Origin of the sequence: Helicobacter sp. 12S02634-8, assembly GCF_002272865.1 — a bacterium.
Taxonomy (GTDB): Bacteria; Campylobacterota; Campylobacteria; order Campylobacterales; family Helicobacteraceae; genus Helicobacter_J.
This window is the reverse complement of record NZ_MLAP01000001.1, coordinates 249,706-273,856: the sequence shown is the minus strand read 5'-3', so window position 1 is coordinate 273,856 and position 24,151 is coordinate 249,706. Positions and strand designations below refer to the sequence as shown.

General features: G+C 41.2%; 22 protein-coding genes and 1 tRNA gene. 9 read left to right on the top strand and 14 right to left on the bottom strand.

Annotated features, from left to right (window positions below; all coding sequences use genetic code 11):
- Positions 1 to 117 precede the first annotated feature (117 nt).
- From truA to BKH46_RS01310, 6 genes are read right to left on the bottom strand one after another with little or no spacing between them, the layout of a single operon-like run.
- On the bottom strand, positions 118 to 858 hold the full coding sequence (truA, locus tag BKH46_RS01335) for a tRNA pseudouridine(38-40) synthase TruA (RefSeq protein WP_095225008.1): 741 nt from the start codon (positions 856 to 858) through the stop codon (positions 118 to 120).
- On the bottom strand, positions 858 to 1,874 hold the full coding sequence (locus BKH46_RS01330; protein ID WP_095225007.1) for an LptF/LptG family permease: 1,017 nt from the start codon (positions 1,872 to 1,874) through the stop codon (positions 858 to 860). The genes truA and BKH46_RS01330 overlap by 1 nt, the downstream gene beginning before the upstream one ends.
- Positions 1,874 to 2,551, bottom strand: a complete 678-nt coding sequence (locus tag BKH46_RS01325) for a prepilin peptidase (protein WP_172402516.1) — start codon at positions 2,549 to 2,551, stop codon at positions 1,874 to 1,876. Before BKH46_RS01325 ends, BKH46_RS01330 begins: the two co-directional genes overlap by 1 nt.
- The gene (locus BKH46_RS01320; RefSeq protein WP_095225005.1) at positions 2,551 to 3,183 is read right to left on the bottom strand and encodes a protein-L-isoaspartate(D-aspartate) O-methyltransferase; all 633 of its coding nucleotides are present in this window, start codon (positions 3,181 to 3,183) and stop codon (positions 2,551 to 2,553) included. The genes BKH46_RS01325 and BKH46_RS01320 overlap by 1 nt, the downstream gene beginning before the upstream one ends.
- A gap of 8 nt (positions 3,184 to 3,191) precedes the next feature.
- Complete coding sequence (locus tag BKH46_RS01315; protein WP_095225004.1) at positions 3,192 to 3,911, bottom strand: carbon-nitrogen hydrolase family protein; 720 nt, start codon at positions 3,909 to 3,911, stop codon at positions 3,192 to 3,194.
- Entirely contained in the window at positions 3,901 to 4,926 is a 1,026-nt protein-coding gene (locus BKH46_RS01310) for a ribonucleotide-diphosphate reductase subunit beta (protein WP_095225043.1), read from the bottom strand. The genes BKH46_RS01315 and BKH46_RS01310 overlap by 11 nt, the downstream gene beginning before the upstream one ends.
- Before the next feature lie 541 nt (positions 4,927 to 5,467).
- Between BKH46_RS01310 and BKH46_RS01305 the strand changes: the two genes are divergently transcribed.
- Positions 5,468 to 5,552, top strand: a tRNA-Leu gene (locus BKH46_RS01305).
- Positions 5,553 to 5,786: 234 nt separating this feature from the next.
- On the opposite strand, the gene BKH46_RS01300 is transcribed toward BKH46_RS01305, so the two are convergent.
- The 3 genes from BKH46_RS01300 to BKH46_RS01290 are packed head-to-tail and all read right to left on the bottom strand — an operon-like array spanning position 5,787 to position 8,072.
- The gene (locus BKH46_RS01300) at positions 5,787 to 6,809 is read right to left on the bottom strand and encodes an ABC transporter substrate-binding protein (protein WP_172402515.1); all 1,023 of its coding nucleotides are present in this window, start codon (positions 6,807 to 6,809) and stop codon (positions 5,787 to 5,789) included.
- Positions 6,810 to 6,811: 2 nt separating this feature from the next.
- A complete protein-coding gene (locus BKH46_RS01295) occupies positions 6,812 to 7,444 on the bottom strand; it encodes a hypothetical protein (RefSeq protein WP_095225002.1) in 633 nt (210 codons plus the stop codon).
- A complete protein-coding gene (locus BKH46_RS01290) occupies positions 7,434 to 8,072 on the bottom strand; it encodes an aspartate/tyrosine/aromatic aminotransferase (RefSeq protein WP_095225001.1) in 639 nt (212 codons plus the stop codon). The genes BKH46_RS01295 and BKH46_RS01290 overlap by 11 nt, the downstream gene beginning before the upstream one ends.
- 182 nt (positions 8,073 to 8,254) lie before the next feature.
- Here BKH46_RS01290 and BKH46_RS01285 point away from each other — a divergent pair, with 182 nt between their 5' ends.
- Genes BKH46_RS01285 through BKH46_RS01275 form a run of 3 tightly spaced genes read left to right on the top strand, consistent with a single transcriptional unit; the run spans position 8,255 to position 12,101 of the window.
- Positions 8,255 to 10,351 carry a TonB-dependent receptor gene (locus tag BKH46_RS01285; protein ID WP_095225000.1) on the top strand — a complete coding sequence of 699 codons (2,097 nt, stop codon included), beginning with the start codon at positions 8,255 to 8,257 and terminating at the stop codon, positions 10,349 to 10,351.
- A gap of 5 nt (positions 10,352 to 10,356) precedes the next feature.
- Positions 10,357 to 11,355 (top strand): iron ABC transporter permease, encoded by a 999-nt coding sequence (locus BKH46_RS01280; protein WP_095224999.1) that lies wholly within the window; start codon positions 10,357 to 10,359, stop codon positions 11,353 to 11,355.
- Positions 11,352 to 12,101, top strand: a complete 750-nt coding sequence (locus BKH46_RS01275) for an ABC transporter ATP-binding protein (RefSeq protein ID WP_253248266.1) — start codon at positions 11,352 to 11,354, stop codon at positions 12,099 to 12,101. Before BKH46_RS01280 ends, BKH46_RS01275 begins: the two co-directional genes overlap by 4 nt.
- 133 nt (positions 12,102 to 12,234) lie before the next feature.
- Here BKH46_RS01275 and BKH46_RS01270 read toward each other — a convergent pair whose 3' ends face one another.
- The 5 genes from BKH46_RS01270 to BKH46_RS01250 all read right to left on the bottom strand — a co-directional run bounded on the left by BKH46_RS01270 (position 12,235) and on the right by BKH46_RS01250 (position 18,187).
- Positions 12,235 to 12,906: an outer membrane beta-barrel protein gene (locus tag BKH46_RS01270; protein WP_095224998.1), complete on the bottom strand. Its 672-nt coding sequence runs from the start codon at positions 12,904 to 12,906 to the stop codon at positions 12,235 to 12,237.
- A 204-nt stretch (positions 12,907 to 13,110) separates the two neighbouring features.
- Entirely contained in the window at positions 13,111 to 13,788 is a 678-nt protein-coding gene (locus tag BKH46_RS01265; RefSeq protein WP_095224997.1) for an outer membrane beta-barrel protein, read from the bottom strand.
- Positions 13,789 to 14,185: 397 nt separating this feature from the next.
- A complete protein-coding gene (gene ftsZ, locus BKH46_RS01260; protein WP_095224996.1) occupies positions 14,186 to 15,331 on the bottom strand; it encodes a cell division protein FtsZ in 1,146 nt (381 codons plus the stop codon).
- A 12-nt stretch (positions 15,332 to 15,343) separates the two neighbouring features.
- Entirely contained in the window at positions 15,344 to 16,723 is a 1,380-nt protein-coding gene (gene ftsA, locus BKH46_RS01255; RefSeq protein WP_095224995.1) for a cell division protein FtsA, read from the bottom strand.
- Positions 16,724 to 16,738: 15 nt separating this feature from the next.
- Entirely contained in the window at positions 16,739 to 18,187 is a 1,449-nt protein-coding gene (locus tag BKH46_RS01250) for a peptidylprolyl isomerase (RefSeq protein WP_095224994.1), read from the bottom strand.
- A 216-nt stretch (positions 18,188 to 18,403) separates the two neighbouring features.
- Here BKH46_RS01250 and BKH46_RS01245 point away from each other — a divergent pair, with 216 nt between their 5' ends.
- Genes BKH46_RS01245 through tyrS form a run of 5 tightly spaced genes read left to right on the top strand, consistent with a single transcriptional unit; the run spans position 18,404 to position 24,146 of the window.
- Positions 18,404 to 19,699, top strand: a complete 1,296-nt coding sequence (locus BKH46_RS01245; RefSeq protein WP_095224993.1) for an adenosylmethionine--8-amino-7-oxononanoate transaminase — start codon at positions 18,404 to 18,406, stop codon at positions 19,697 to 19,699.
- 49 nt (positions 19,700 to 19,748) lie between these two features.
- Positions 19,749 to 20,465 carry a UMP kinase gene (pyrH, locus tag BKH46_RS01240; protein ID WP_095224992.1) on the top strand — a complete coding sequence of 239 codons (717 nt, stop codon included), beginning with the start codon at positions 19,749 to 19,751 and terminating at the stop codon, positions 20,463 to 20,465.
- Positions 20,466 to 20,502: 37 nt separating this feature from the next.
- Positions 20,503 to 20,721, top strand: coding sequence for a DNA-directed RNA polymerase subunit omega (locus tag BKH46_RS01235; RefSeq protein WP_095224991.1), 219 nt, complete (start codon positions 20,503 to 20,505; stop codon positions 20,719 to 20,721).
- A 27-nt stretch (positions 20,722 to 20,748) separates the two neighbouring features.
- Entirely contained in the window at positions 20,749 to 22,902 is a 2,154-nt protein-coding gene (locus BKH46_RS01230; RefSeq protein ID WP_095225041.1) for a RelA/SpoT family protein, read from the top strand.
- Positions 22,902 to 24,146: a tyrosine--tRNA ligase gene (gene tyrS, locus BKH46_RS01225; protein ID WP_095224990.1), complete on the top strand. Its 1,245-nt coding sequence runs from the start codon at positions 22,902 to 22,904 to the stop codon at positions 24,144 to 24,146. Before BKH46_RS01230 ends, tyrS begins: the two co-directional genes overlap by 1 nt.
- Positions 24,147 to 24,151 lie beyond the last annotated feature (5 nt).

Here is a 24,151-nt window from a genome sequence, read left to right as displayed (position 1 = left end):
CTGCTACAATCAGTCTTTAAAATACTTATCTAACGAACTCGCAAAATTAAGAAACACGAATCATTCAGGCAGTGTGATTATAGTATATCGAGCTTTAAATTACCATATATCCGCACATTAATACACGACTCGGCATAAATACAGACCATTGGGGCTTACAGGACAGCTAAAGACCCTTTTTTGCCCCTCTAGCTGCAGTGTGATATCTTCTAAACGCACTTCACCCCTAGAGTAAGCCAAAATGATTCCAACCATCAGCCGCACTTGTGAGCGCAAAAACCCTCTGCCTTCTAAATAGATGACTTGATAGGTCTGAGAAAATATCTTATGGGGATAGATTCTAGCAGATAAAATCTCGCGCACATCGCTTTTGGTGGGACTGCCTTGCTTTTTGAAATATCCAAAATGATGCACCCCCACAAAGAGCTTCAAAGCTTCTTGTATACGCATTGTATCGCCAAATTTTTCTTGAGAGATGTATTTGGAGATAAAAGGATTGATAAACTGACTCCCAAAGATATAGCGGTATCCCCTAGCTTTTGCGTCAAATCGGGGGTGGAAATCTAGGGGGACTTCTTGGAGATTTTTGATGTAAATATGTGGGTAGAGTTTTTGGTTGAGTAATGAGCGGATTTTGTCTGTTTTTATCTGTGTCAAAGCCTTAAATGAAATGACTTGCCCACTAGCGTGCACGCCTTTGTCTGTGCGTCCTGCTCCGATGATTGTATCATCAATGCCAATATTTTTGAGCACAGATTCGATAGCTTCTGTTACGCTCATGATCCCTGCTCGCCTCTGCCTAGCAAACCCGCTAAATACACTCCCATCATAGGCAATCACTGCTTTGAGTCGTTTCATCAGTAAAATCTAAAAATAAAATGTCTGTAAAGCCAATACGACCCCAAAAGCCACACCAAAGGCAGCAAGCCAATCCCCCAAAAAGGCGCATTTTGACTCATGATATGCATGATTAAAAAATAAATCCCCGTCCCAGCAAGGATATACACATAAGACATATTTTTATGGAATCGTGGGTTGGAGATACCAAATAAAGGGATCAGAAAAATACTCACCAATGGGAAAATCGAAGTAAGGATTGCTTGCGCTAAGCGCCTAGATTGTGAAGAATCGCCCTTAAAAGCACTCTGCCAATAATCAATCAAATCATAAGAACTCAGTTTCAAAGCCCCCGTTTCGTTTTTAAGGCTCATTTGCTTAAAATCAATTTTTTTGATTTCTTTATTTTCTGCAAAATACGCATCGCCATTATAGAGCTTGAGTTCAAAAATCCCTTTATCATTACTCACTGCGCCACTTTGAGCGACGATAAAACTCTCTTTTGAAAGCCCATCGCTTGAGAACAAGACTAGCCCTTCATAGTCGTTGTGATGGGCTTTATCGACATACACTAGCCAATCTCCGAGCTTTTGTCCAAATTCACCGGGTCTGATATTGATATCAACCTTACTTTTTTTCTCTGCGACAAAATCAGAATACGCGCTTTTAGATAAGGGGATCATCACTAAAGAAAACATCAGCAGCACCAAGCTCACAAGCAAAGTGATGGGGACAAAGATTTTTACGATATTTTTAGGGGAAACGCCCAGAGAGAAAAATACGAGCAATTCATAATCATAAGAGAGCCTTGAGAGTCCCAAGACACAAGAGGCAAAAAAAGTAATCGGTATGATAAAAAAGATAGTCCCTGGCAGTGAATACAAAAACAAAACCAAAAGATCCAAAAATCCCATTTTCACAACAAGTGTAACCCCAGCAATCCCAATGAGTAGCACAACAGAGGCGATAAAAAACAGCACCAAAAAAAATGGGAAAAAAATCTGTGAAATAGCCAAGAAAATATATTTTTTGATCATCATAAACCTCTAAAAAAGCCCACGCATAGTCCCAAAACAATAAAGGTAATCAAAGGGATTTGATAAGATTTCTTGCCCTTGAGTCTTAAAATCATCGCCCAAACCACGCCAAGCACACAACCCCAAAACACCCCAATCAAAGCATCTTGTATCCCAAATAAAAACCCACTAGAAGCCACAAAGACAATATCTCCCTCGCCAAGCACCTCGCGTCTAGCTATCATATCTCCAAAGATTCGCAATATCGCAAACAAGCCTGCTAAAGCCAGCCCACCTATGAATTTACTAGAAAATAGCCACGCATAGCCCTCAAAAAACACACTGCCTAAAATCACAAGGAAAAAAACTCCAAAATTTATCCAATCAGGCACGCTCAATAATTTAGCATCCAGTAAGGCCAAAAGCACCATCAAGGTCACAACCCCCATCAGCCAAAACTGAAACAATCCTTTATAAAAGCCCCCCAATACAACCCCCAAAGCAAGCAAAATCACTAGAGTCAAGACATTGAAAGATAGCGTTTTGAATCCATCTGCACAAGGCTTATCAAGCTTACACAGACCAAAAATCCCCCAGCCTAAAAGTATGACAATAAAAACGCTATTATCCCATCTGTGTGGTGTGAGGAAGAAATACAAGAGATTGTCTGGACTAAAAGCTAAATAACTCCAATCCATTAGCGTTTCAAGCCATCCATCACAGGCACAAATAAGCATTTTTCAAGGGTTTCAGGGGCACTCAATTGGTTATTTTTCTTATAAAAACGTTGGATCATCTGCACCCCTCCCTCTAAGACTGGCGCTACGAGCACGCCCCCTTCTTCGAGCTGGTCGATGATAGCAGGGGGGATAGTTTTAAGATAAGCAGAAAATAAGATTCTATCATAAGGGCCAAACGCCCCCCAGCCCTTTTGTCCATCATCTAGCTTGGTGTTGATATTACTCACACCGATTTTTCTGAATCGTTCTTTTGCCTCTAAAAGGAGTTTTTCAATTCGCTCAATAGAAAACACGCGGCGAAAGAGCTTGGAGAGCACCATCGCTTGATACCCACTCCCACAGCCTATCTCTAAGACGCTATCAGCCCCCTCTGGCTTGAGATATTGTGTCATTTTTGCCACGGTGAGTGGGGAGCTGATCCATTGGTCTGCGCCCATTGGGAGGGCTTCGAGGTTATAGGCCAGATGTTTGAGGGAATAGGGCACAAAAAGCTCTCTATCGATCTCAGATATTGCTTTGCGGATATTTTCTTTGAGAGGGAATTGTTTGGCGATTTCATCGCACATCAAATAGCTTTTGATCTTATACACACATCACCTCAAGCCATATAAATATATTTTCTCATTTTCCCCACCTCGCTCAAATCGGCATTGAGCGTGACTAACTCTTTTTTGTCATTGCGATATACCAGACCATAGGGAGTGATGATCCCGCTGCCTTTTGCCATTTGGTCATTGGCACTATTGCTAGCAACAACAAAGCTCTCTGAAGTGATGGCTAGGGCTTTAGAGAGCGTTTCATAGTGATCTTTCCTTGCCTTTGCCCATTGGGCAGGGACAAATATAATCTCTGCTTGATGGACTCTCTGCCATAATGTGATAAATCGCAACTCAAAGCAATTCAATGCTCCACAAGCGATCCCATCGATAAAAAACGGCACGATCTCTTCAACATCTCCAGCACTAAAATGCAAATGTTCTTCACCAAGCAAAAATAACTTGCACTTACTTTGCTTGTGTATCACCTCGCCTTTATGGAACACTTTGAGATTATTGAAAAAATGATTGCCATTTTTTTCTATCATCGTAGTGATGATACTTCGATCTCTTGAAATGGCTAAAAGACTCTCAGTAGCTCGCTTAGAAAACTCACTGGCCTCTTCCATACGCTGATAGCAAAAGCCTGTAAAAACCACCTCAGGTGTCAAGATGATTGCATCAAGGGCTGTCTTTTGGACAAGGGCAGCGACTGCTGAGAGGTTAGAGGCGAAATCTTGCTTGGTCTTAAGCTGCAAGGCACATAATTGTCTAGAAATCATCAAAATTCACACTCCCTTTGGCGTAGTTGGTCACTTTGGCTTCAAAAAAGTTAGTCTTTTGGTCATTGAAACTAGCAAACTGATCGACCCATTTGATCGGGTGGGTCACATGATAGAGCTTGGGGAGTCCTACTTTTGAGAGCCTATCATCAGCCAAATGGCAGATGTATTGATGGATAATATCAGCAGTCAAGCCTAAAATCTGCCCTTGTGTGATGTATTCTCCCCAGAGAGATTCGATTTCTACAGCTTTTTTAAACATTTCGATGACTTCTTCTTCTAAGTCTTTGGTGAAAAGATCAGGGCGCTCGCTTTTGAGGGAGTTGATCATATTTTGGAACAACACCAAATGCGTGACTTCATCGCGCTGGATAAAGCGAATCATCTGTGCAGACCCTAGCATTTTCCCACTGCGTGCGAGCGTATAAAAGAAGCTAAACCCACTATAAAAATAAATCCCCTCTAAAATCTGATTGGCAAACATTGCTTTGAGGAGATTTCTCTCTGTGGGGTTTTGAGCAAGTTCTAAATAGACATTGGCGATATGGTCGTTTTTGCTCCGAAGTTGCATATCACTCCGCCACATATCATAGATTTCATCAGTATTAGCAGAGATAGACTCCACCATCACTGCATAGCTTTGAGAGTGCAGGGCTTCTTCATAGGCTTGACGCACTAAGATGAGGTTGATCTCTGGGCTTGTGATATAGGGATTGACATTATCGATGAGATTGTTGGTTTGGAGGCTATCCATAAAAATGAGCTGCGCTAAAGCTCTGTCATAGCCCGCTTTTTCTTGCGGGGTGAGTCCGCCATTATAATCGCGCTTATCGGGATTCATATTGATTTCTTCAGGGAACCAAGTATTGGCTAACATCAGCTTCCAGAGGTTGTAAGCCCATTGGTATTTGATTTTATTGAGATCGAACATACTTGTGGGATTCCCACCAAATATTCTGCGGTCATTGACCCCCTCTGTGGAATTGGGGTTATAAATTTTCTTACGCTCAACAATATGACTAGGCACAGATATTCCTTACTGATAAATCTTAAAATGTGTTTTGAAACAATATCCAAAATATAATGTGATACACATAAATCCGAAAACTTTGACTCAATCCAAAATTTCACTCAGTCCAAAAAATTTGACTAAAGTTTAAAAATTCACTGAGTTCAAAAATTTTCTCTGCCCCAAGCTGCCTGCAAATTTTATTCCCTAAGTCTTTGTATGTTGTTTTTATGCGGGATAATTTGATTTTTAGACCATAAAAAATAAAAAAATGGCAAAATGAGAAAAAAGGGGAGGGGTTATTTTTGGGATTGCTTGATTGGATTTATTTGTTGGGTTTGTTGTGTTTTGGGAGCTTGTTGGGATTTAAAGATTGTTGCAATCCCCTATTTTTCAGTTGTTTTTAAAGATTATAGCGATAGAATACGGCTTCATTTGACTATTTTATCTCTATTTGAGTCCATCAAGATTTAGAGTGTTTGTTTGCTATTTATTGATAAATAATTTTATAGACACTTGGTTGGATACGCAAGATAGAGGATTCAATGCGGAAGTGGCGAAATTGGTAGACGCACCAGACTTAGGATCTGGCGCCGCAAGGTATGGAGGTTCAAGTCCTCTCTTCCGCACCATCAATTCATATATCTAACTATTCCTAAAACAAACTATCTCTATTGGGTTTTATTTTTTTCATTTTATGTCATTTTCGGAGCTACAAGTCCTTAAAATGTAGCTCCAAGTCTTATTTTGCTCTCTTGTTTTGATATTTTCTCTTACATTTTATTTTTGTGTTGTTGGGCTAGGTAAATCAATCCCAATAGACTGCCCTTGTGTCTTAAAAGTTTGTGTCTTAAAAGGCGAGGGGGTCATTGGAGGATTCCTGCCTCTTTGCTTGGGTGGAGGATTTGCTCGATTTGACTCTGGTCTAATTGCAATGAATAAAATTCCTTGAAATGCTCATAAAGTTCTTTAGAAATATCAATGCCAGCAAAGGTTTTGGGGTGATTGTGCTTAGCTAGCCATTTCAAAAACACCGAGAATTCTGCAGAGGGAGCAAACCATCGGTAAGTCCCTAGTGGGATTTTATAAACGCGTTTATTTTTGACAGCTTCAATACCACTCCAGAGCTTGGATTCTAGGATATCCTGGGGCATTGCTTGGGTGAAGTTGGTGATATAGATGACTTCTGGATTGAGTGCATATATTTCTTCTAAGCTCACTTTTCTGTTGGCTTTAAAGCTTGGGAATATGTTTTGTGCCCCTGAGGCTTGGAGCAAATAATTCGCAAACAGCCCATCAGCGATGATTTCATTTCCCTCGTATCGGTGCAATATGAGGGCTTTGGGTCTTTTTGGGACAGATTGCAAGATTTGGTGGATTTGGGATTCTGTGGCTTCGTTTTTATCAATGATTTTTTGGGCTAGGGCTTCTTTGCCCAAGACTTTTCCGATGATTTCTAGCCAATTTTTTAATGTGAGCTTATAATTATAGTTGCTGATATTGACTGAGAGCGTTATGGTGGGTATGCCTATGGTATTTAGGGCGTCGCAGAGCTTTTTGTTGGCTTGATGGCAAAAGGTGACATCGGGTTTGGCACGCAAAATTTCTTCGATATTGTCTGTGTTGCCATTATGGATTGTGAGTATTTTGGGATAAAAGCTTGCTAAAACGGAGGTTTTGAGGGCATTGGTGCTGGCTTTTGGGATTTGGATCAAGCGATTGGGCGTGCCATCAAGCAAGATAATGATAGAGGGCAAGGGCCACATCCCACCAACTACAGAGATTTTATCAACCTTGCCTTGGATATTGATGGTCTTGCCTAAAGAATCCTTGACACTCATAGCGCTGCTAAAGCCTATCAATAACGCAAACAAAATAAAAAATCGCATCATCACCCCTTGTTTTTGGACTGCACGATATCTTCGTGTATCCATTGCATGAATTGGTCAAAGAAAAACTCCGTTTTGGGCATGAAGCCAAAGCCAAAATGAAAATCTGGATCGAGTGAAGTGACATAAAGCGAGCCTGCAAAGCTCACATTGTCCTTGTAGATGATACTTTCTCCTAGTTCATTGACTAAGATATTTTCACTCCCCTCAGGTGGGTAGAAAACCCCGTGGTAGTGCCATTTAGCGTCTTCGGGCGATATTTTTTGGAATAAGGGGTGGTTTGGGTCTTGGGCGTATAAGGGCAAATCAGAGCCCTCAAAGACCCACCACCAGAAGTTTGTGGGATATTCACGCCATCGTATCCCTTGGATATAAGGCTTAGACATCTCTCCAAAGATAACGAGATTACCGCCATTTGCAAGGTAATCTTGGAATAAAAAAGTAGATTCGAGCAAAAAATCAGCATTGACCCTTGAGGCAATCACGACATAATCAAAGCGATTCAAATCCCAATTTTTCAATTCAGGCACATAAATGCGTGTGTTGAAAAAGTTAGCATATTTATTGTTTTTGTTGGTGAAAAATTTTTGATGGTAGCAGCTGCCCCCTGTGATGATTGCGTTGTTAAGCTCCATAGTCTTCCTTTAGCTTTTGGACTTCTTCTTGAATCCATAAAATCAGGGCTACGCCCATTTTGCGAGATGTGTTGGTATCAAAGATACCAAAGCCTAGCAGATCAGCCCCAGCAGTGCTGAGTATCACGCCATTGCTTGAAGTGCGATCGATATAAGCGACACATCGGTCTTGATTGTCTTTGAGGATAATTTGCGCTTGAGGTGGTGGGTTAAAATAACCACGATTGAAAAACCCCTTGACCCCGCGGCGATAATTCAAGTCATACTCACGCACCCCCTCAAAAATCTTGTGTTTGCAGATCAAGACCTCTCTGTCTTTGATAGGGACTTCGCTAGGGATATAAAACTGATTCCCCACTAACCAAGGGAGGAAATTCTGGGCAAAAGAGACGATGACTTTTCTTTTTGAGAGAAAATCTTTGATGATGGATTGGTGTTTACATAGATGGATTTCATCGATACTAGTAGGGATAATCGCAGCATCAAAGGCGTTCAAATCTCCCTTTTCAAGGCGTTTGTAAATATCGAAGTATTCTAGGTGCGGTGCGTATAAAAAATGGTTATAAAGTCCATTTTTTTCATCATAGCCCTGTGAATCCAAATAAGCGATAGAAATATTTTGTGGCATTGACTTGTCCGAATAGTTGATTTTTGAAAAGGGAGGCATTTTAATGGAAAGATTATTAAAATAATATTAATTATTGTTATTAATAAATATTTAAGTAATTTTTAACTACGATGTCGCACTTCATTCATCTCATACAGATATTAAAGTGAAATATTTTATCTAAGAACAAAAAAAGGATATATATGAAAGCATTGATAGTTATATCTCTGATTGTAGCAATTATTTATGCTCAAGAAACATCTTCAGACAATGAAAATACTCAAAAACAAGCTTACTCTCTAGAAAAGATTGTCACACAAGCAAGTATGTCAGAGCTCCCCTTAGAAGAGCAGAGCAAGAGTATCAGCGTGATTTCTCAAAAGCAAATATTGCAAAATATCAGCACAGGGGGCATACAAAGCCTTTTAGAGAGTGTGCCTGGTTTGGCGTATTCGCGATCGGGTGGTATCAATGGGCAGATGAGCGTGCGTGGTATGAACTCTAATGACAGCCGCTCTGTTGTCTTGCTTGATGGTGTGCGTATCCGAGGGCGCAATACTTTGGAGTTCAATACTTTTGACCCCAACTCTTTAGAATCCATCGAAGTGATCCGTGGCCCTGCGTCTTCACTTTGGGGTTCTGATGCAATGAACGGGATTATCAACTTAAGGAGTCGCAGGTTTTATGGCGATATCCACGCCCCTTTTAGTTTGGATGCTAAAATCAGGGCTTTGGATTTTGCTAGTGTGAATAGCTATGTTGGTGGGCGTTTGGAGCTTGTTGGTGGGGGTGATGGCTGGGATATACTCATTGGGGCAAATGCTAAAGGAGGCAAAGACTATGTCACACCCATTGGTATTGCTAAAAATAGCAGTTTTCAGACCTATGGCGGGGATTTTAATATCGGCTATACCCATACAAATTCTGTGAGATTTTATGCGCAAGGGCGATATGAAAACATCATCTCAAGACGCGCAGGAGGGCTAGGCGCTGCCCCGGGCTATCCTTATACAAATATGCGAGAAGACCCCCTCACAGAAACTTATTTACGCCTTGGCGCAGAGGCCTATGATATGGGCTTTGCTGATAAGTTGGATTCTTATGTGTATGTAAGGAAATATGACACAAATATTTATAATGATGTTTCTGGCACACTCCAACCTGTCATCAATAGCTATATTGTTGGGGGTAGGGTAGCAGCTGATAAGAAATTAGGGACACACTCCCTTGCTTATGGAGCTGATTTTTACACAGAGATAAGCCCACAAGTCAAAGTCTATAAACCCCAAAGGGCTACTGCTAGCAATGTGATAAAAACTCTCTATCGCCCCTCTACATTTACAGATATTGGCGTGTTTATCAAAGATGATTGGACGGCTTTAGAGTCTTGGATACTCTCAGGCTCAATTCGGGGGGATTATGTGCTCACGACCATTGCCAAACACCCGCATTTCTCCACAGAAACTGCTGTAGTGTCTAAAATCCTTGATGCAAACAGCACAATCAATAATGGTGCGCTCACAGGGGCTTTGGGCTCGGTGTATTTTTTTAATGAACTTTTTAGCAATGCCATTAATCTCAGCCATAACTTCCGTGTTGCTAGTGCAGGTGCTCGCATGAATTCAAGTGTAGCAGGGAGCTTAGGGCTAGAAACCATACCCAATCCAACACTCAAGCCCGAATATTCTGACACAGCAGAGATTAGCTTTCGTATGCATAATCCCAACCATTGGGTCGCGCTCACGGGGTATTTCACTTATTATACCGATCTCATCACGACAACAACAACGCAAGCAGGCAATGCCAATCGCTATGAAAACATCGGACAAGTTTATATCGCAGGTGCTGAGCTAGAGGGCAAGCATTTATTTTTGGATAGTCGTTTGCAGCTCTCATATAGTGCGACTTATACCTATGGGCAAGATGTCACACACAACAGACCTTATAAATATATCGCGCCACTTTATGGGAGGGTGTCGGTGGAATATTATGCGAGAAATTGGTTTTTTAGGTTTGTCGAACGCGCCTATTTGGGTAAATTCAAAGGCAGGATTGACCCAGCACAAGAGCGTCCGACAAAGTCATATGCGATGAGTGATATTTATATCGGTTGGGGTTTGGATTCATTATCTGCAAATCTCAAAAATATGCAAGTGATTGTGGGGGTTGAAAATCTTTTCAATGCCATAGGGCGCAATCCCACGACCGTGGAGAGTTTGAAATATCCTAATGATTTGGTGGGGAATCCACTTGTAGAGCCGGGGAGAAATCTAGTGCTCAAATATGCATATAAATATTGAGATTGATGATGATAAAAATGCTTTTTTTGTGGCTTTTTCTGATTGGGCTTTGTGTGTTTTCTTTGGGAGTGGGGAGGTATGCAATCAGTTGGGAGCAGATAGCTTGCTTTGTGATGCAATGGTTTGGTGCAAATCAGTGCATGCAAGGAGGGTTGGAGAATCAGATTATTTTGAATCTGCGTTTGCCTCGGATTGTGCTTGGGGTGTTTGTGGGGCTAGGGCTTGGGGCGAGTGGGGCGAGCTTTCAGTCGGTGTTTAAAAATCCTTTGGCGACACCTGATATTTTGGGCGTTACAAGTGGAGCAAGCTTTGGTGCGGTATTGGGGCTGTTGCTAGGCTTAGGCAAGCTCGGTATGATTGCTACTTCTTTGGGCTTTGGCTTTTTGGCTTTGGGGCTGGCTGTCTTGATTGCTAGGGGGAGTGAGGGGTATGGGACAATCATGCTTGTGCTTGGGGGGATTGTGGTTTCAGCACTTTTTCAGAGTTTTTTGTCGTTGATAAAATATGTAGCTGATCCTCAAGATGTCTTGCCTGCTATCACTTATTGGCTATTGGGGTCTTTGCAGGTGAGTGGATTGAGCGAGATTTATCTAGGGATTATAGGGATATGCGCAGGGAGTGTGCTGATTTATTTGTTTAGTTGGCGGCTCAATATATTGGCCCTAGATGATGATGAAGCTAGGAGTTTGGGAATTTGCTTGAGTGGTTATCGGGCGTTGTTTATTGGGGCTTCTACTTTGATTGTCGTGTTTGTGGTTTCAATGTGTGGGCTGATTGGCTGGGTGGGGCTTTTGATCCCCCATATTGCGCGTTTGCTTTGTGGGAGTAATAATGCTAAGGTGATCCCTTTGAGTTTGGTGCTTGGAGCGATTTTTATGGTGTTGATTGATTTGCTTGCACGCACATTGAGTGCTGAAGAGATCCCTGTTTCTATCTTGAGTGCACTTGTTGGAGCACCATTTTTTATCTATATACTCAAAATCAACAAAGGAATGCGATTGTGAGCTTGTTTTGTGTCGAAAATGCAGGGTATCACAGAGGGGAGAAAAATATCCTTGATGGCATTTCTTTGGGTCTTGAAAGGGGTGAGATTTTAGCAGTGCTTGGCTGTAATGGTGTGGGTAAGACGACATTTTTGAAATGCTGTATGGGGCTTCTTAGGTGGAGGGCAGGGCGTAGCTTGCTTTTAGGGCAGGATATTGCTTTGATAAGGGATTTTTGGAAAAAGGTTTCATATGTGCCCCAAGCTAAAAGTATGCATATAGGGATTAAGGTGCTAGATATGGTGGTGTTGGGTTGCAATCCTTTTTTGAAGTTAGCCCCCAAAAAGGAGCATTTCAAGCTAGCACTAGAGGCTTGTGAGCGTCTTGGGATTGAAAGGCTAGCAGATTCTTATTGCCATCTTTTGAGTGGGGGAGAGCTGCAGATGGTTTTGTTTGCTCGTGCGTTGGTGTCTAAGCCGTTGTTGTTGGTGCTTGATGAGCCTGAGTCCCATTTGGATATCAAAAACCAACTATTGATTTTGAATTTACTCAAAAATCTTTCTTTGGAGGGGACAGGGATTATTTTTAATACCCATTATCCCAACCACGCCTTTAAAATTGCTTCAAAATGTCTTTTGCTGTATCGAGAAAATCACACGCCCCAATATGTTTTTGGGGTTATGCAAGAGGTTTTATGCCAGAGCAATCTGAGCCAGATTTTTGATGTGCCTTTAGAGATGTTTGTGCATACGAGTCTTGATTTTTGATAGATTTTGCTAGAAAGGCTTTAAAAGTCTTGATTGTAAGCCCCCTCTCTCCCAAAAAGGCGAGGGGCAAGGGAGGCAAGAGAGAGGGGGGGGGCAAATTGATTTTGGAGTTGGTAGCAGGCGAGTTTTGTGTTTAAAACACATAGTTATAAGAAAAATAAATATCAAATATATTACGCATTGTGCTCTCATAAATCGCGTCTGCATCGCTGTGATCTACTTCTGCGTAATTGTATAGCGGGGCTTTGATACCTAGTTCTAGGCGATTGTGGTTGTCGATGAGTTTTGAAAAGCCTAAGTTGAGAAGAAAGCCCTTGTTTTGGATATACATATCAGACGTGGTTTTGGCTATTTCTTTGGCTTGTGTGAGTTCTTTGGATTGTATCCATTGATACCCCATACCGACAAAAAATCCCCACGGACTTGGGCTATCAGAAAAGTTCAAGAGATAATCGAGGTTGAGGCTGTATTTGAGTAGGTGGAGTGTTTGTGTGGATAGTGGAGGGCTGAAATCACTATAATCAAATGTGCCATAGGCTCTGAGTCCGTTGTAGGCGTTGAAATACTGCTGGTAGCCTGCTTGGAGTCCATACATCAGATTGGAGTTGGCTTTTCTTTTGGTGCTTTGAGAGATGGCAGTTCCTTGCGTGGTTTCTTTTAAGATAGAGGTATATCCTACCATAGTGCCCACGCCCACGCCGATAAATGCTCCTGATTGGTCTTTGGCACTTGAGTCATGCCCCCATACACTGCTTGTGCCTAAAAGAGTGAGGGCGATGGTAAGAGTTGTTTTGATATGGTGCATTTTTACTCCTTTTGCTTTGTCTAAGAGGTGGGACTCTTTGGGATTTTGAGAAAAGATTTTAAAAGAGCTTTTGGGATACTTTGTCAGATGAGGCTTATGGGGCTATGGTTTGATTCTCTAAAAAGCCCTTTGTCATAGCCCCTCCCTTTTTGGGAGCTTTTAGACTCTTAGGGGAAGGCGTTTAAAGTATAGATATAAAGGTGATTAAAGTGAATAGCTATAGGCAAAATAAACATCAACAAGGTTGCGTGTTGTGGCCTTTTCTGTGATACCTGGTGTGCTGAAATCTAGCTTGAAGTAGTTGTATAATGGGGTTTTTGCACCTAGCTCTAGGCGATGGTGGTTGTCGATGATTTTTGAAAAACCTGCATTGATGACAAAGCCATTTGTAGAGATACGCACATCAGGCATGGGAGCAGGGCCTTTGAGCACATCAAAATAAGAGGAGCCTACCCACTGATACCCCACTCCTACAAACAAGCCCCACGGACTTGGGCTGTCTGTGAAGTTGAGAAGATAATCAATATTTACACTATATTTGAGGAAGTTAAAGTTTTTATTTTTATCTGCAATCGGTGCTGTGAGGCTGGTGTAGTCAAATGTGCCATAGGCTCTGAGTCCGTTGTAGGCGTTGAAATACTGCTGGTAGCCTGCTTTGATTCCATAGAGCATATGGGTGTTGGTTTTTGATGTAAGCTCTGAGCTGCCTTTGCCTGTCGTGACACCTTGCAAATGGGAATAATAGCTCGAGGAAAACCCTAATCCTGCTCCGACAAACACCCCTGATTTATCTCTAGCACTTGAGTCATATCCCCACGCACTGCTGATACCTACGAGGGTAGAAAGGGCTGTTGTGATAAAGATTTTTTTGGTAGCTTGCATATTGACTCCTTGTTTTTCTTGTGTTACAAACTTACGAATTATAACACACAATCCCCCTGCCCAAGGAGTCTGTATAAAATATCAAATAATGAGAGGTATTATCAATCAAATTTATCCAAAATAATATATTTTTTTATTTTTTAAGTAAATTCTTGAGTAAATATAAATATTTTGCTATAACAAATCAAAGGAGTGTTTTTGATACATAGATTACTTGAACGATAAAGGATAGATTTTTGCAAGAAAAAATTTTAAAAGCTTTTTTTGAGTCTAAAAATCATTGAAATAGAAAAAAAAGGGGGGGTAAGAGGGTTTTGAGAATAAGGGAATAGGGGAATAGGGGGAGGGGAGCACAAGTTTTAGAGGGGTAGGTCTGATTTGAGATATAGCTCTCAAATCAGTCTTTTTGATTCCTCATAAAGGTAGGGATATCGAGGTTATATTCTCTGAAATCTTCACCATTGCTGACAATTTTTATCGCGTCTAAAGAAACTTGATGGACGCGAGATACGGGCTCTGTGGGTGAGGTATCTTTGGAGTTATTGATGACTTCTTTTTCAAATCCTGTGGCAATAACGGTCACACGCACTTCATCAAGAGGGAAATCTGCACCCGTCATTGTGCCAAATACAATATCGGCTTCACCTTGGCTTGTAGCTTCTTCTACCAAGCTCATTGCTTCATTGATCTCAAACAATGGGTATTGTGGGTTGAGCTCAAAATTCACCAAAACGCCCATTGCTCCATTGATAGATAGATTGTCAAATAAGGGCGATTCGATAGCGTTTTTGACAGCTTCTAAGGCCGCATTTTCTCCTATAGCTTCTCCTGTTCCCATCAGTGCCAACCCCTTATGGCTCATCACTGTGCGCACATCGGCAAAATCGACATTGATATCATTTTCTCCGTGGTTGAGAATCACCCCTGAGATACCATTGACTGCTCTAGCGAGTATGTTATCGACTTCTTTGAAGCTATCTTTGATACCTGCACTTTTAGATATGACTGAGAGTAGTTTGTCATTGGGGATAACAACAATCGTATCGCTGACTTTCTTGAGTTCTTTGATACCCTCTTCAGCGATTTTAGCACGTTTTCTTCCCTCAAATTTAAAGGGTTTACTCACCACAGAGATAGTCAGCGCACCTACTTCCTTGGCTATTTGGGCGATGATAGGGGCAGCACCTGTCCCAGTCCCTCCACCCATACCCGCAGAGATGAATACGATATCAGAGCCACTAAGGATTTCTTTGATAGCTTCAAAGCTTTCTTGCGCTGCTTGCATTCCCACTTCAGGCAACATACCCGCACCCAAGCCTTTTGTGAGCTTTTCTCCGAGCTTGATTTTGAGCTCTGCAGGCGAGCTTTGCAAATGCTGTAAATCAGTGTTGGCAGCAGCAAGCGTGATGTCTTTGTGTGTGCCAGAAGCGATCAAATGGGCTATCATATTGGAGCCTCCCCCACCCACACCTACGGCTACGATCCTCGCACCACCTGTGGTATGGACTTCCTGTATATCGATATTCAAATTGTCATTTCCCATTTTTAACCTTTCTTAGAAATACTTTGTCGCTATACGCGTGATAAAATTTGTAACCCTATTGCCCTTGCTATCTTTATCGTCAATTATATCTTTTTTTTGAGCTTTACGCTCATTATTTGTGGCTTCTTCTTTTAGATTTGTCAGATCAGCACCGATGAGATTTCTTTGGTGGGTGTAGATAGGGCTTGGATCGGAGCTGATTTTATCCTTTTTGTATCGGATATTTTTTTCAGAATCTTTTTCATAGTTTGTATATTTCCCTGCACCATACCAGATAAGTCCGATTGCTACAGAGTTTGATGGGTCTTTGAGATCATCAAAAAATCCATTAGTTTCAATGGGCTTGGCAATTCTGATGGGCATTCTTTGGAAAATAGCACTTGCAATTTCGCGCATACCAATCATATTGACCATACCTCCAGTGAGCACAACACCCGCACCCAACGAGTCTTTAAGACCACTTTTTGAGAGGGATTTTGCTAAGATACTCAAAGTTTCTACAACCCGAGAGTGGATAACTTGCTGGACTGTGTCTAAAAGTATGAAATGCGTTGTGTCATCAGCGCCAATAGATGGGACTTCAATGCGTTGGGGGCTTTCTTCTGCGGGGGCGAGATTACCATATTTGATTTTGACTGCTTCAGCAGCAGCGATATGGGTATTGAGCACCATTGCAAGATCCATCGTGATGTGATGGGAGCCGACTTTGAGAAAATCATTGTATCGCATTGAATGCCCATCATAAATCATCAACTCACAAGTGCTCCCCCCAATATCAATACAAGCCACACCCATTTCTTTCTCATCATCGCTCAAAACTGCAATCGAGGCAGCATAAGCTGAAAGCACGACATTTTCGATCTCTACACCTGCAAGCCGCACAGATTTTTTGAGGTTTTCTAAGCTAGTGCGCTGCACGGTGATGATATGCACAAAGACCTCCAACCTCGCACCATACATACCCATAGGGTCTTCGATAGAGTCTTGATCATCGAGCTTGAATTTATAAGGCAACACATGGATCACTTCATATTCAGAGGGAATACTGACATTATAAAGGGCAGTTTCTAAAACTCTACCGATCTCTTTGATACCGATTTCACTACCAGGGATATTGACAACACCTGAGCTATTGATACTTTTTGTGTAAGCCCCTGAAATGGATACAATGGCCTTATTGACATTATCAAGTCCAGCCATCCTTTTGGCATCGGCGATAGAACCCTTGATGGCTCGACTTGCTAATTCGATATTGCCGATTTCACCGCGCTTGATACCTTGGGATTTTTGTGTGCCAGTGCCGATGATTTGAGGGATACCATCTCTTACTTCAGCAATAATGGAGCAGATCTTGCTCGAACCGATATCTACCCCCAGAATTGTATGACTCAAATTAGCCTCCTCATATTAATATCGTTTGATGGTATATTTTTTCTTGAGCAAATCAATGAGGGTCTGATCCAGATAATATGTCTTGAGATTTTCTGCGGTGCTTAGCATTAAACTTGCGACATTTTCCTCAGGTTTGTTTTTGAAATTTTGATCGATCACTTTATACAAAACAGCTTTCCCATTAATTATAGCAAAATTTGCCTTTTGATTATCGGTAAATATTTTTCCTATCAATTCAAGGCTCTCTTTGGTATCAAGCCCTGCGATTTTGCCCTTAAAAGATGGCGAGATGAAGCCAATATCTTTGCCTTTAAAGGTGCTGAGTGTGTTTTGGGCTTGGATTTTTAAGAGCTTATTTTTTTCGATCGTTTCAAGCTCACTGAGTGCTTCAGATTTAGCTTCTGCAAAGCTTTTAGGCTCTTGGGGTTGTTTGGCTATGAGCTTGATGGTGATGTAACCATCTTTATAAGCTTCGGGCTTGAGTGTGTCATTGACTTTGGCTTGTTGGAGGGCTTGCATGATTTGAGGGGAGAAGGTATCTGCAGTGCTTAAAAGGCTTTGGGTCTGGGTATTTTTGCTATTGCCTTTTTTGAGGTCGATGTATTCTTTGAGGGCTTGGGCTTGGGCTTTTTGCATTTGTAAATCTTGTTTGGCTTTTTCTTGGGCTGCTTGGAAAGTTTCTAGCTCGCCTGAGTCATTGAGATAGAGGCTTTTGTTTTGTGCGTATTGGTTTTGGATTTCTGCAGGGGTGGAGGTTTGTGAGGCTGCGCTCACAAATATGGATTCAATTTTATACTGAGCAGGTTTTTGGTATTTTGCTTGATTTTTTTCCCAAAATTCCTTGAGCTGTGTATCAGAAATCTGGGGTTTGAGGTGTTTGCCATCTAAAATGGCGATTTCTAGTCTGTCTTGGAGCTTGAAGCCTGCTGAGATACTTTGGAGCTCTAGGGGAGTGATGGTGTTTGGGAGTAGGGCAGTGATTTTTTGCATTAAGAGTGCATTGGCGATATTTGTTTCAAATTCTGAGGGGCGATAGTGGTTGTCTTGAAGGATTCTTTTATAGAGATTTTCATCGAAATGACCATTGTTTTGGAATACTTCATTGTGCGTGATTTCATTGATAATCTCGCTATCTTGTGTGCGTAGTCCCAAATCAAGGGCAAAGTTTCTTATCAGTGCTTGATTGATCAAGAAATTTAAAGCGATGTGTTCTAGCCCTATTGCTTTGGCTTGTTCTGCATCAAAGTCAGGGATAGAGCTTGCATAGGCTTCATAGAGTCGGCGATATTCTTGAGCGAGCTCTTGGGCAGTGATTTTGACTTGCCCAACTTTAGCGACATTATCCCCTGAGATAGAAAAGTTGTATTGCCCCCAGCCAATCATACCCGCAGCGATAAAAGCGATCGTGCTGACCCATATGGTGATGACAAGATATTTTTTGTGTTTTTGCATCCATTCTATCATAGTTTGGCGATTCCCTCATAGTCAAATTATCAACGCAAGCACCAGCTAGCATCTAAAATCTCTAAAATACCAAAATCTCTAAAATACTTTAAGAGAGTATCCATCTCTTCAAAGAGCTATTATATTGGTTCTAAGAATTTGGGGTGATTATATTGAAAAATGGCTAAAATTAGGCTTTATTTTTCAGAAGAAATTCAAAAGAAAATAGGAGATATGATGGATACTCAAGAATTATTACAATTAGATAAAAAAAATATTTGGCACCCTTGCACGCAGATGAAAGACCACGAAAAGCTTCCAATAGTCCCTATTAAGCGAGGTAAGGGAGTGTATTTGTATGATTTTGATGGGCGAGAATATATCGATTGTGTGAGCAGTTGGTGGGTCAATCTCTTTGGGCATAGCAATGATTATATCAATGCCAAACTCAAAGAACAAATTGATGTGTTGGAGCATGTTATTTTTGCAGGATTTACCCACGAGGGTATCGTGCGTCTTTCTGAACGCTTGATAAAGCTGCTTCCAGAGGGATTGGATAAGTGTTTTTATGCTGATAATGGTTCTTCTTGTGTGGAGGTGGCTTTGAAGATGAGCCACCACGCCCATTTGCTCGATGGGCAAAATCGCCCTAAATTCCTCTCTTTAAGCAATGCCTATCACGGAGAAACGATCGGGGCACTTTCTGTGGGCGCTGTGGGGCTGTATAAAAGCACTTATGAGGGTATTTTGATTGAATGTCTGCAAACGCCTGTCCCTAAAGATATTCAAGATATTCCTTTGGCTTTGAGCGCCCTAGAAGAAATTTTAGATAAAGAGGGGCAAAATATCGCTGCATTTATTTTAGAGCCTTTGATCCAATGTGCAGGGAATATGCATATGTATGCCCCAGAATATATAACAAAAGCTTGCAAAATGTGCCGAGAAAGGGGGATTTATATTATTTTTGATGAGATTGCTGTGGGCTTTGGGAGGAGCGGGAGTTTGTTTGCGTTAGAGCAATGCGGGCTGACTCCTGATTTTTTGTGCTTATCTAAGGGCTTGAGTGGTGGGTATATGCCTTTATCGGTAGTTGTTACAAGTGATGGGATTTATGAGAAATTTTATGCCCCTTATGAAGAACAAAAGGCTTTTTTACACTCCCATAGCTATACAGGAAATGCCCTCGCCTGTGCGTGCGCTAACGCAGTGCTAGATATTTTTGAGCAAGAAAATGTCATCGAGAAAAATAAAATTTTAAGTGATATGATTGCCAAAGAAATGCAAGGGTTAGGGGAATTTGCCTTTGTCAAAAATATTCGCCATCAAGGTATGGTCTTTGCACTGGATATGGTGGGTTTTCAAGCAGGGCGCAGAGTGGGGCTTGAGGTCTTTGAGAGGGGGCTAGAAAATGGTCTTTTGCTCCGGCCTTTGGGGAATACGATTTATTTCATGCCACCTTATGTGATCACACAAGAGCAAGTGCGGTATGTTTTTGATATTTTGAAAACTATTTTCAAACAAATCCAATATTAAGTAAGATTTTTATACAATTCTGCTAGAAAAATCAGGGAAGGAATTTGTAATGGAAGCCAAAAAGAAACGCGTTTTGGTCAAATTTTCTGGTGAAGCGCTCGCTGGAGAAAATGGCTTTGGGATTGATAGCTCTATCCTTGCTTATATCGCCAAAGAAATCAAATCACTCGCACAAAACAATATCGAAGTGGGGATTGTCATTGGTGGGGGTAATATTATCCGAGGGGTGAGTGCTTCTGCAGGGGGTATTATCCGACGCACAAGCGGGGATTATATGGGAATGCTAGCGACTGTGATCAATGCTGTAGCCATGCAAGAAGCGCTTGAGCATATAGGTATTGATGTGCGGGTGCAGAGCGCTATTGAGATCAAAGAAATTTGTGAGAGTTATATCTATAGGAAAGCGATCAGACATCTTGAAAAGGAGAGGATTGTGATTTTTGGGGCAGGGACGGGGAATCCGTTTTTTACCACAGATACAGCAGCCACACTGCGAGCTGTGGAGATTGGGGCAGATATGATTGTCAAGGCGACAAAAGTAGATGGCGTTTATGACAAAGACCCGCAAAAATTCCCTGACGCTAAAAAGATTGATATTCTTAGCTATGATGAGGCTTTGAGAGATCATATCAAGGTGATGGACGATACAGCTATCGCACTTGCTAAGGACAATAAACTCCCTATTGTGGTGTGTAATATGTTTAAAGAGGGGAATTTGCTCCAAATCATAAAGGGCGACAATGGTGTTTGCTCTGTGGTAAAATAACAATAGAATTTATAAAATCTACAAAAAAGGACTGGAATTGAGAACTGAAGAAATCGTAGCAAAGGCATTAGAAAAAACAGGCGATGATAGATATTTGCTTTCTAACTTGGTGTTTTCTCGCGTGAAGCAGCTGAGTGCAGGGGCAAAACCTTTGGTGGATATGGATCTAAGACAAAACAAGCTTTCTGATATTGCGATGCGAGAGATTGCTGAGGGAAAAGTAAGTATTGAACGCATTGATGAGCGCAATATTTAAAGTGGAACACTCAAGGTTTGTTTGAGCTTGGAATTTTTCAATAATTTAAAAAAGATTCTTGACCCTCAAGACGCTATCACGACTCTTGGGAGCTTGACGCCGATTAGCCCAAAGATTTGCAATGCCTTAGATATTGCGACTCAATACCACGATGGGCAGAAAAGAAAAAGTGGTGAACCCTATGTTGTCCATCCTATTTGCGTGGCTTGTGTTGTGGCGTTTTATGGTGGTGATGAAGCCATGATTTGCTCAGCACTTTTGCACGATGTAGTCGAGGATACTTTATGTGATATCAATGTCATCAAGCAAGGGTTTGGCGAAGATGTAGCTGTTTTGGTGGATGCACTCACTAAAATCACAGAAATCCGCAAAGAAGAGCTAGCTTCTAGCCACTCTTCTCAACGGCTCATCATCTCTGCACTCTCTTTCAGAAAAATGCTCGTTGCTGCGATCAAAGACCCTAGGGCATTGGTGATAAAAATCAGCGATCGACTCCATAATATGCTCACTCTTGAAGCATTGAACGAAGAAAAACGTATTCGTATATCTGAAGAAACTCTAGTGGTATATGCTCCTATCGCCCATAGATTGGGGATTTCTTCTATCAAAAATGAACTAGAAGACAAGAGTTTTCATTATATTTTCCCTCAAGAATATGAAAAAATCCAGAATTTTTTTAAAGAAAATAGGCAGTCTTTAGCCCTCAAGCTCAATCATTTTATTGACAAACTCACAAAGATGTTTTTGAATCAAGGGCTTTCTGATACTGACTTTCGCATAGAAAGCAGGGTCAAGCGCCCTTATTCGATCTATCTAAAAATGCAGCGCAAGGGCGTGAGTATTGATGAAATCTTGGACTTGCTGGCTGTGCGCGTGATTGTCAAAACGCCTATTGATTGCTATAGGATTTTAGGTATTGTGCATTTGGATTTTAAGCCCATTGTAGCGAGGTTTAAAGATTATATCGCGCTGCCTAAGGAAAACGGCTATCAAACAATCCATACGACTATCTTTGATGAAGCTTCTGTCTATGAGGTGCAGATACGGACTTTTGATATGCATAAAAGTGCTGAATATGGTATCGCAGCCCATTGGAAATACAAAACTGGAGGCATGACCCCTAGCTTGGAGTGGCTGCATAACTTACAATACCAAAACAATACGATTGAAGAATTTTATGAGCTAGCAAAAAACGATTTGTATCAAGAGGATATTGTTGTGTTTTCTCCTGATGGGGATACTTATACCTTGCCTGTGGGGGCTGTGGCTCTTGATTTTGCTTATGCAATCCATAGTGATTTGGGTGATAATGCCAAAGAAGCTTATATCAACAATCAAAAAGTTTCCTTGCTCCAAACACTAAAAAGTGGGGATATTGTGAGGATTGTGACTGCTGAGCAAAGTATGCCTAAATGCACTTGGGTCGATGCTGTGAAGACTTCTAGGGCTAAAAGCCATCTGCGCTTACAGCGACAAACTCAAATCCGTGAAATCGAGAAAAAAAGTGCTGTGAATATCCTAGCAACTATTTTTGGTAAAAATCACAAGACTTTTGAACGTTATCTCTCGATCAAGGGCTTTGACACTTCGCTTTATAAGGTCACAAAAGACATAGGATTTTTGCAAGAACTCAAAAACAAAATCAAGCAAAGTTTCAATACAGAATCGAGTTTTTTTGCTAAAATCCGAATGAATTTACTCAAGCTCAAAAAGATAGAATTAGAAAATTTTGTGATCTATGCAAATCGCAATATCAATGAAGTTTTATTTGACTATTGCTGCCACCCTAAATATGGAGATGAGATTTTGGCTATAATCACAGGGCAAAAAGCAGTGGTGCATCACAAATTATGCGAGAAAGTCAGCGAAGATATCCACTCTGGCGTGCCGATGGTGTTTGTAGAGTGGGTCAAGAAAAACAAAATTGCTTACAAAGTGATTGTTGCCCTAGAGGACAAAAAGGGCACTTTGGCAAGCTTTTTGACTACTTTGGCAAAAAATGGCTGCAATGTCATTGGGGTGTCATATTTGGGATATAAGAGTCAGTTTTCTACGCATTGTGAAGTTTTGTTTGAAGCTGATTTGGGTGATGTCAAGTCATTTAAGGATTTGATCATGAGAAAATACAAGGTGATCGAGTTTTCGAGTTTGAAAGATGCCTATGAAAATTGGGGGATATAATGAATAGCAAAACACCATCGGGCTTGAGCCCTCAAAACGCACAAAAAGTCCAAGAGGCTATGGCTGAGATCCAAAGGGGGGCGAGTGAATTGATTGGTGCTGAATATATCGCTTCTTTGGTGGGGAAGTATTATCAAAGTGGGGAGCGATTCATTGTCAAAGCCGGCTTTGACCCTACAGCCCCTGATTTGCACTTAGGGCATACCGTTTTATTGCAGAAACTTGCGACTTTTCAGAGATATGGCGGAGATGTGAAGTTTTTGATTGGAGATTTTACAGCCACTATTGGCGATCCAAGCGGAAAGAGCGAAACCAGAAAGCAGCTCAGCCCTGAGGAGGTGCAAGCCAATGCACAGACTTATAAAGAGCAAGTTTTTAAGATTTTAGATCCCAAATATACAGAGGTTTGCTTCAATTCTAAATGGCTCCATGAGCTAGGTGTTGGTGGTTTGGTGCATTTGACTTCAAAATTTTCTGTAGCCAGAATGCTCGAGCGCGATGATTTTGAGAAACGTTATCAAGAAAATCGCCCGATTAGTATTATCGAATTTATTTACCCACTTTTGCAGGGCTATGATTCAGTGGCTCTCAATTGCGATATTGAGCTTGGAGGGAATGACCAAAAATTCAATCTTTTAGTTGGCAGGACACTCCAGAGGGCTTATGGACTTCCAAAAGAGCAGTCTGTGCTGACTGTGCCGCTTCTTGAGGGGCTTGATGGGGTTAATAAAATGAGTAAGAGTTTGGGAAACTATATTGGTGTAACCGAAAAACATTGTGCAATGTATGCTAAAATAATGAGCATTTCTGATGTGTTGATGTGGAAATATTATGATCTTTTGAGTTTAAAAAGTCTTAGCGAGATAGAAGCTCTCAAAAACGGCGTAGATAGCGGAGAGATCCACCCCAAAAAGGTCAAAGAAGACTTGGCTTTAGAGATCACTGCTAAATACCATAGCTTGCCTTTGGCCCATGAAGCAAAAAGAGAGTTTGATGCTGTCTTTTCAAAAGATGATACCCCATCAGATATCCCTGAAATGGAGTTTCAGAGTGGTATTTGGATTTGTGAGTTGCTCAAGCTTGCAGGGCTTTGCTCCTCGACTTCTCAAGCAAGGCGAGATATCCAAGGAGGGGGGGTAAAAATAGATAAGCAAAAAATTATAGATGAAAATTATAGATTTGAATCAGGAAGTTATGTGTTGCAAATAGGAAAGAGAAAATTTATAAAAGCAATAATTAAATAATTTAA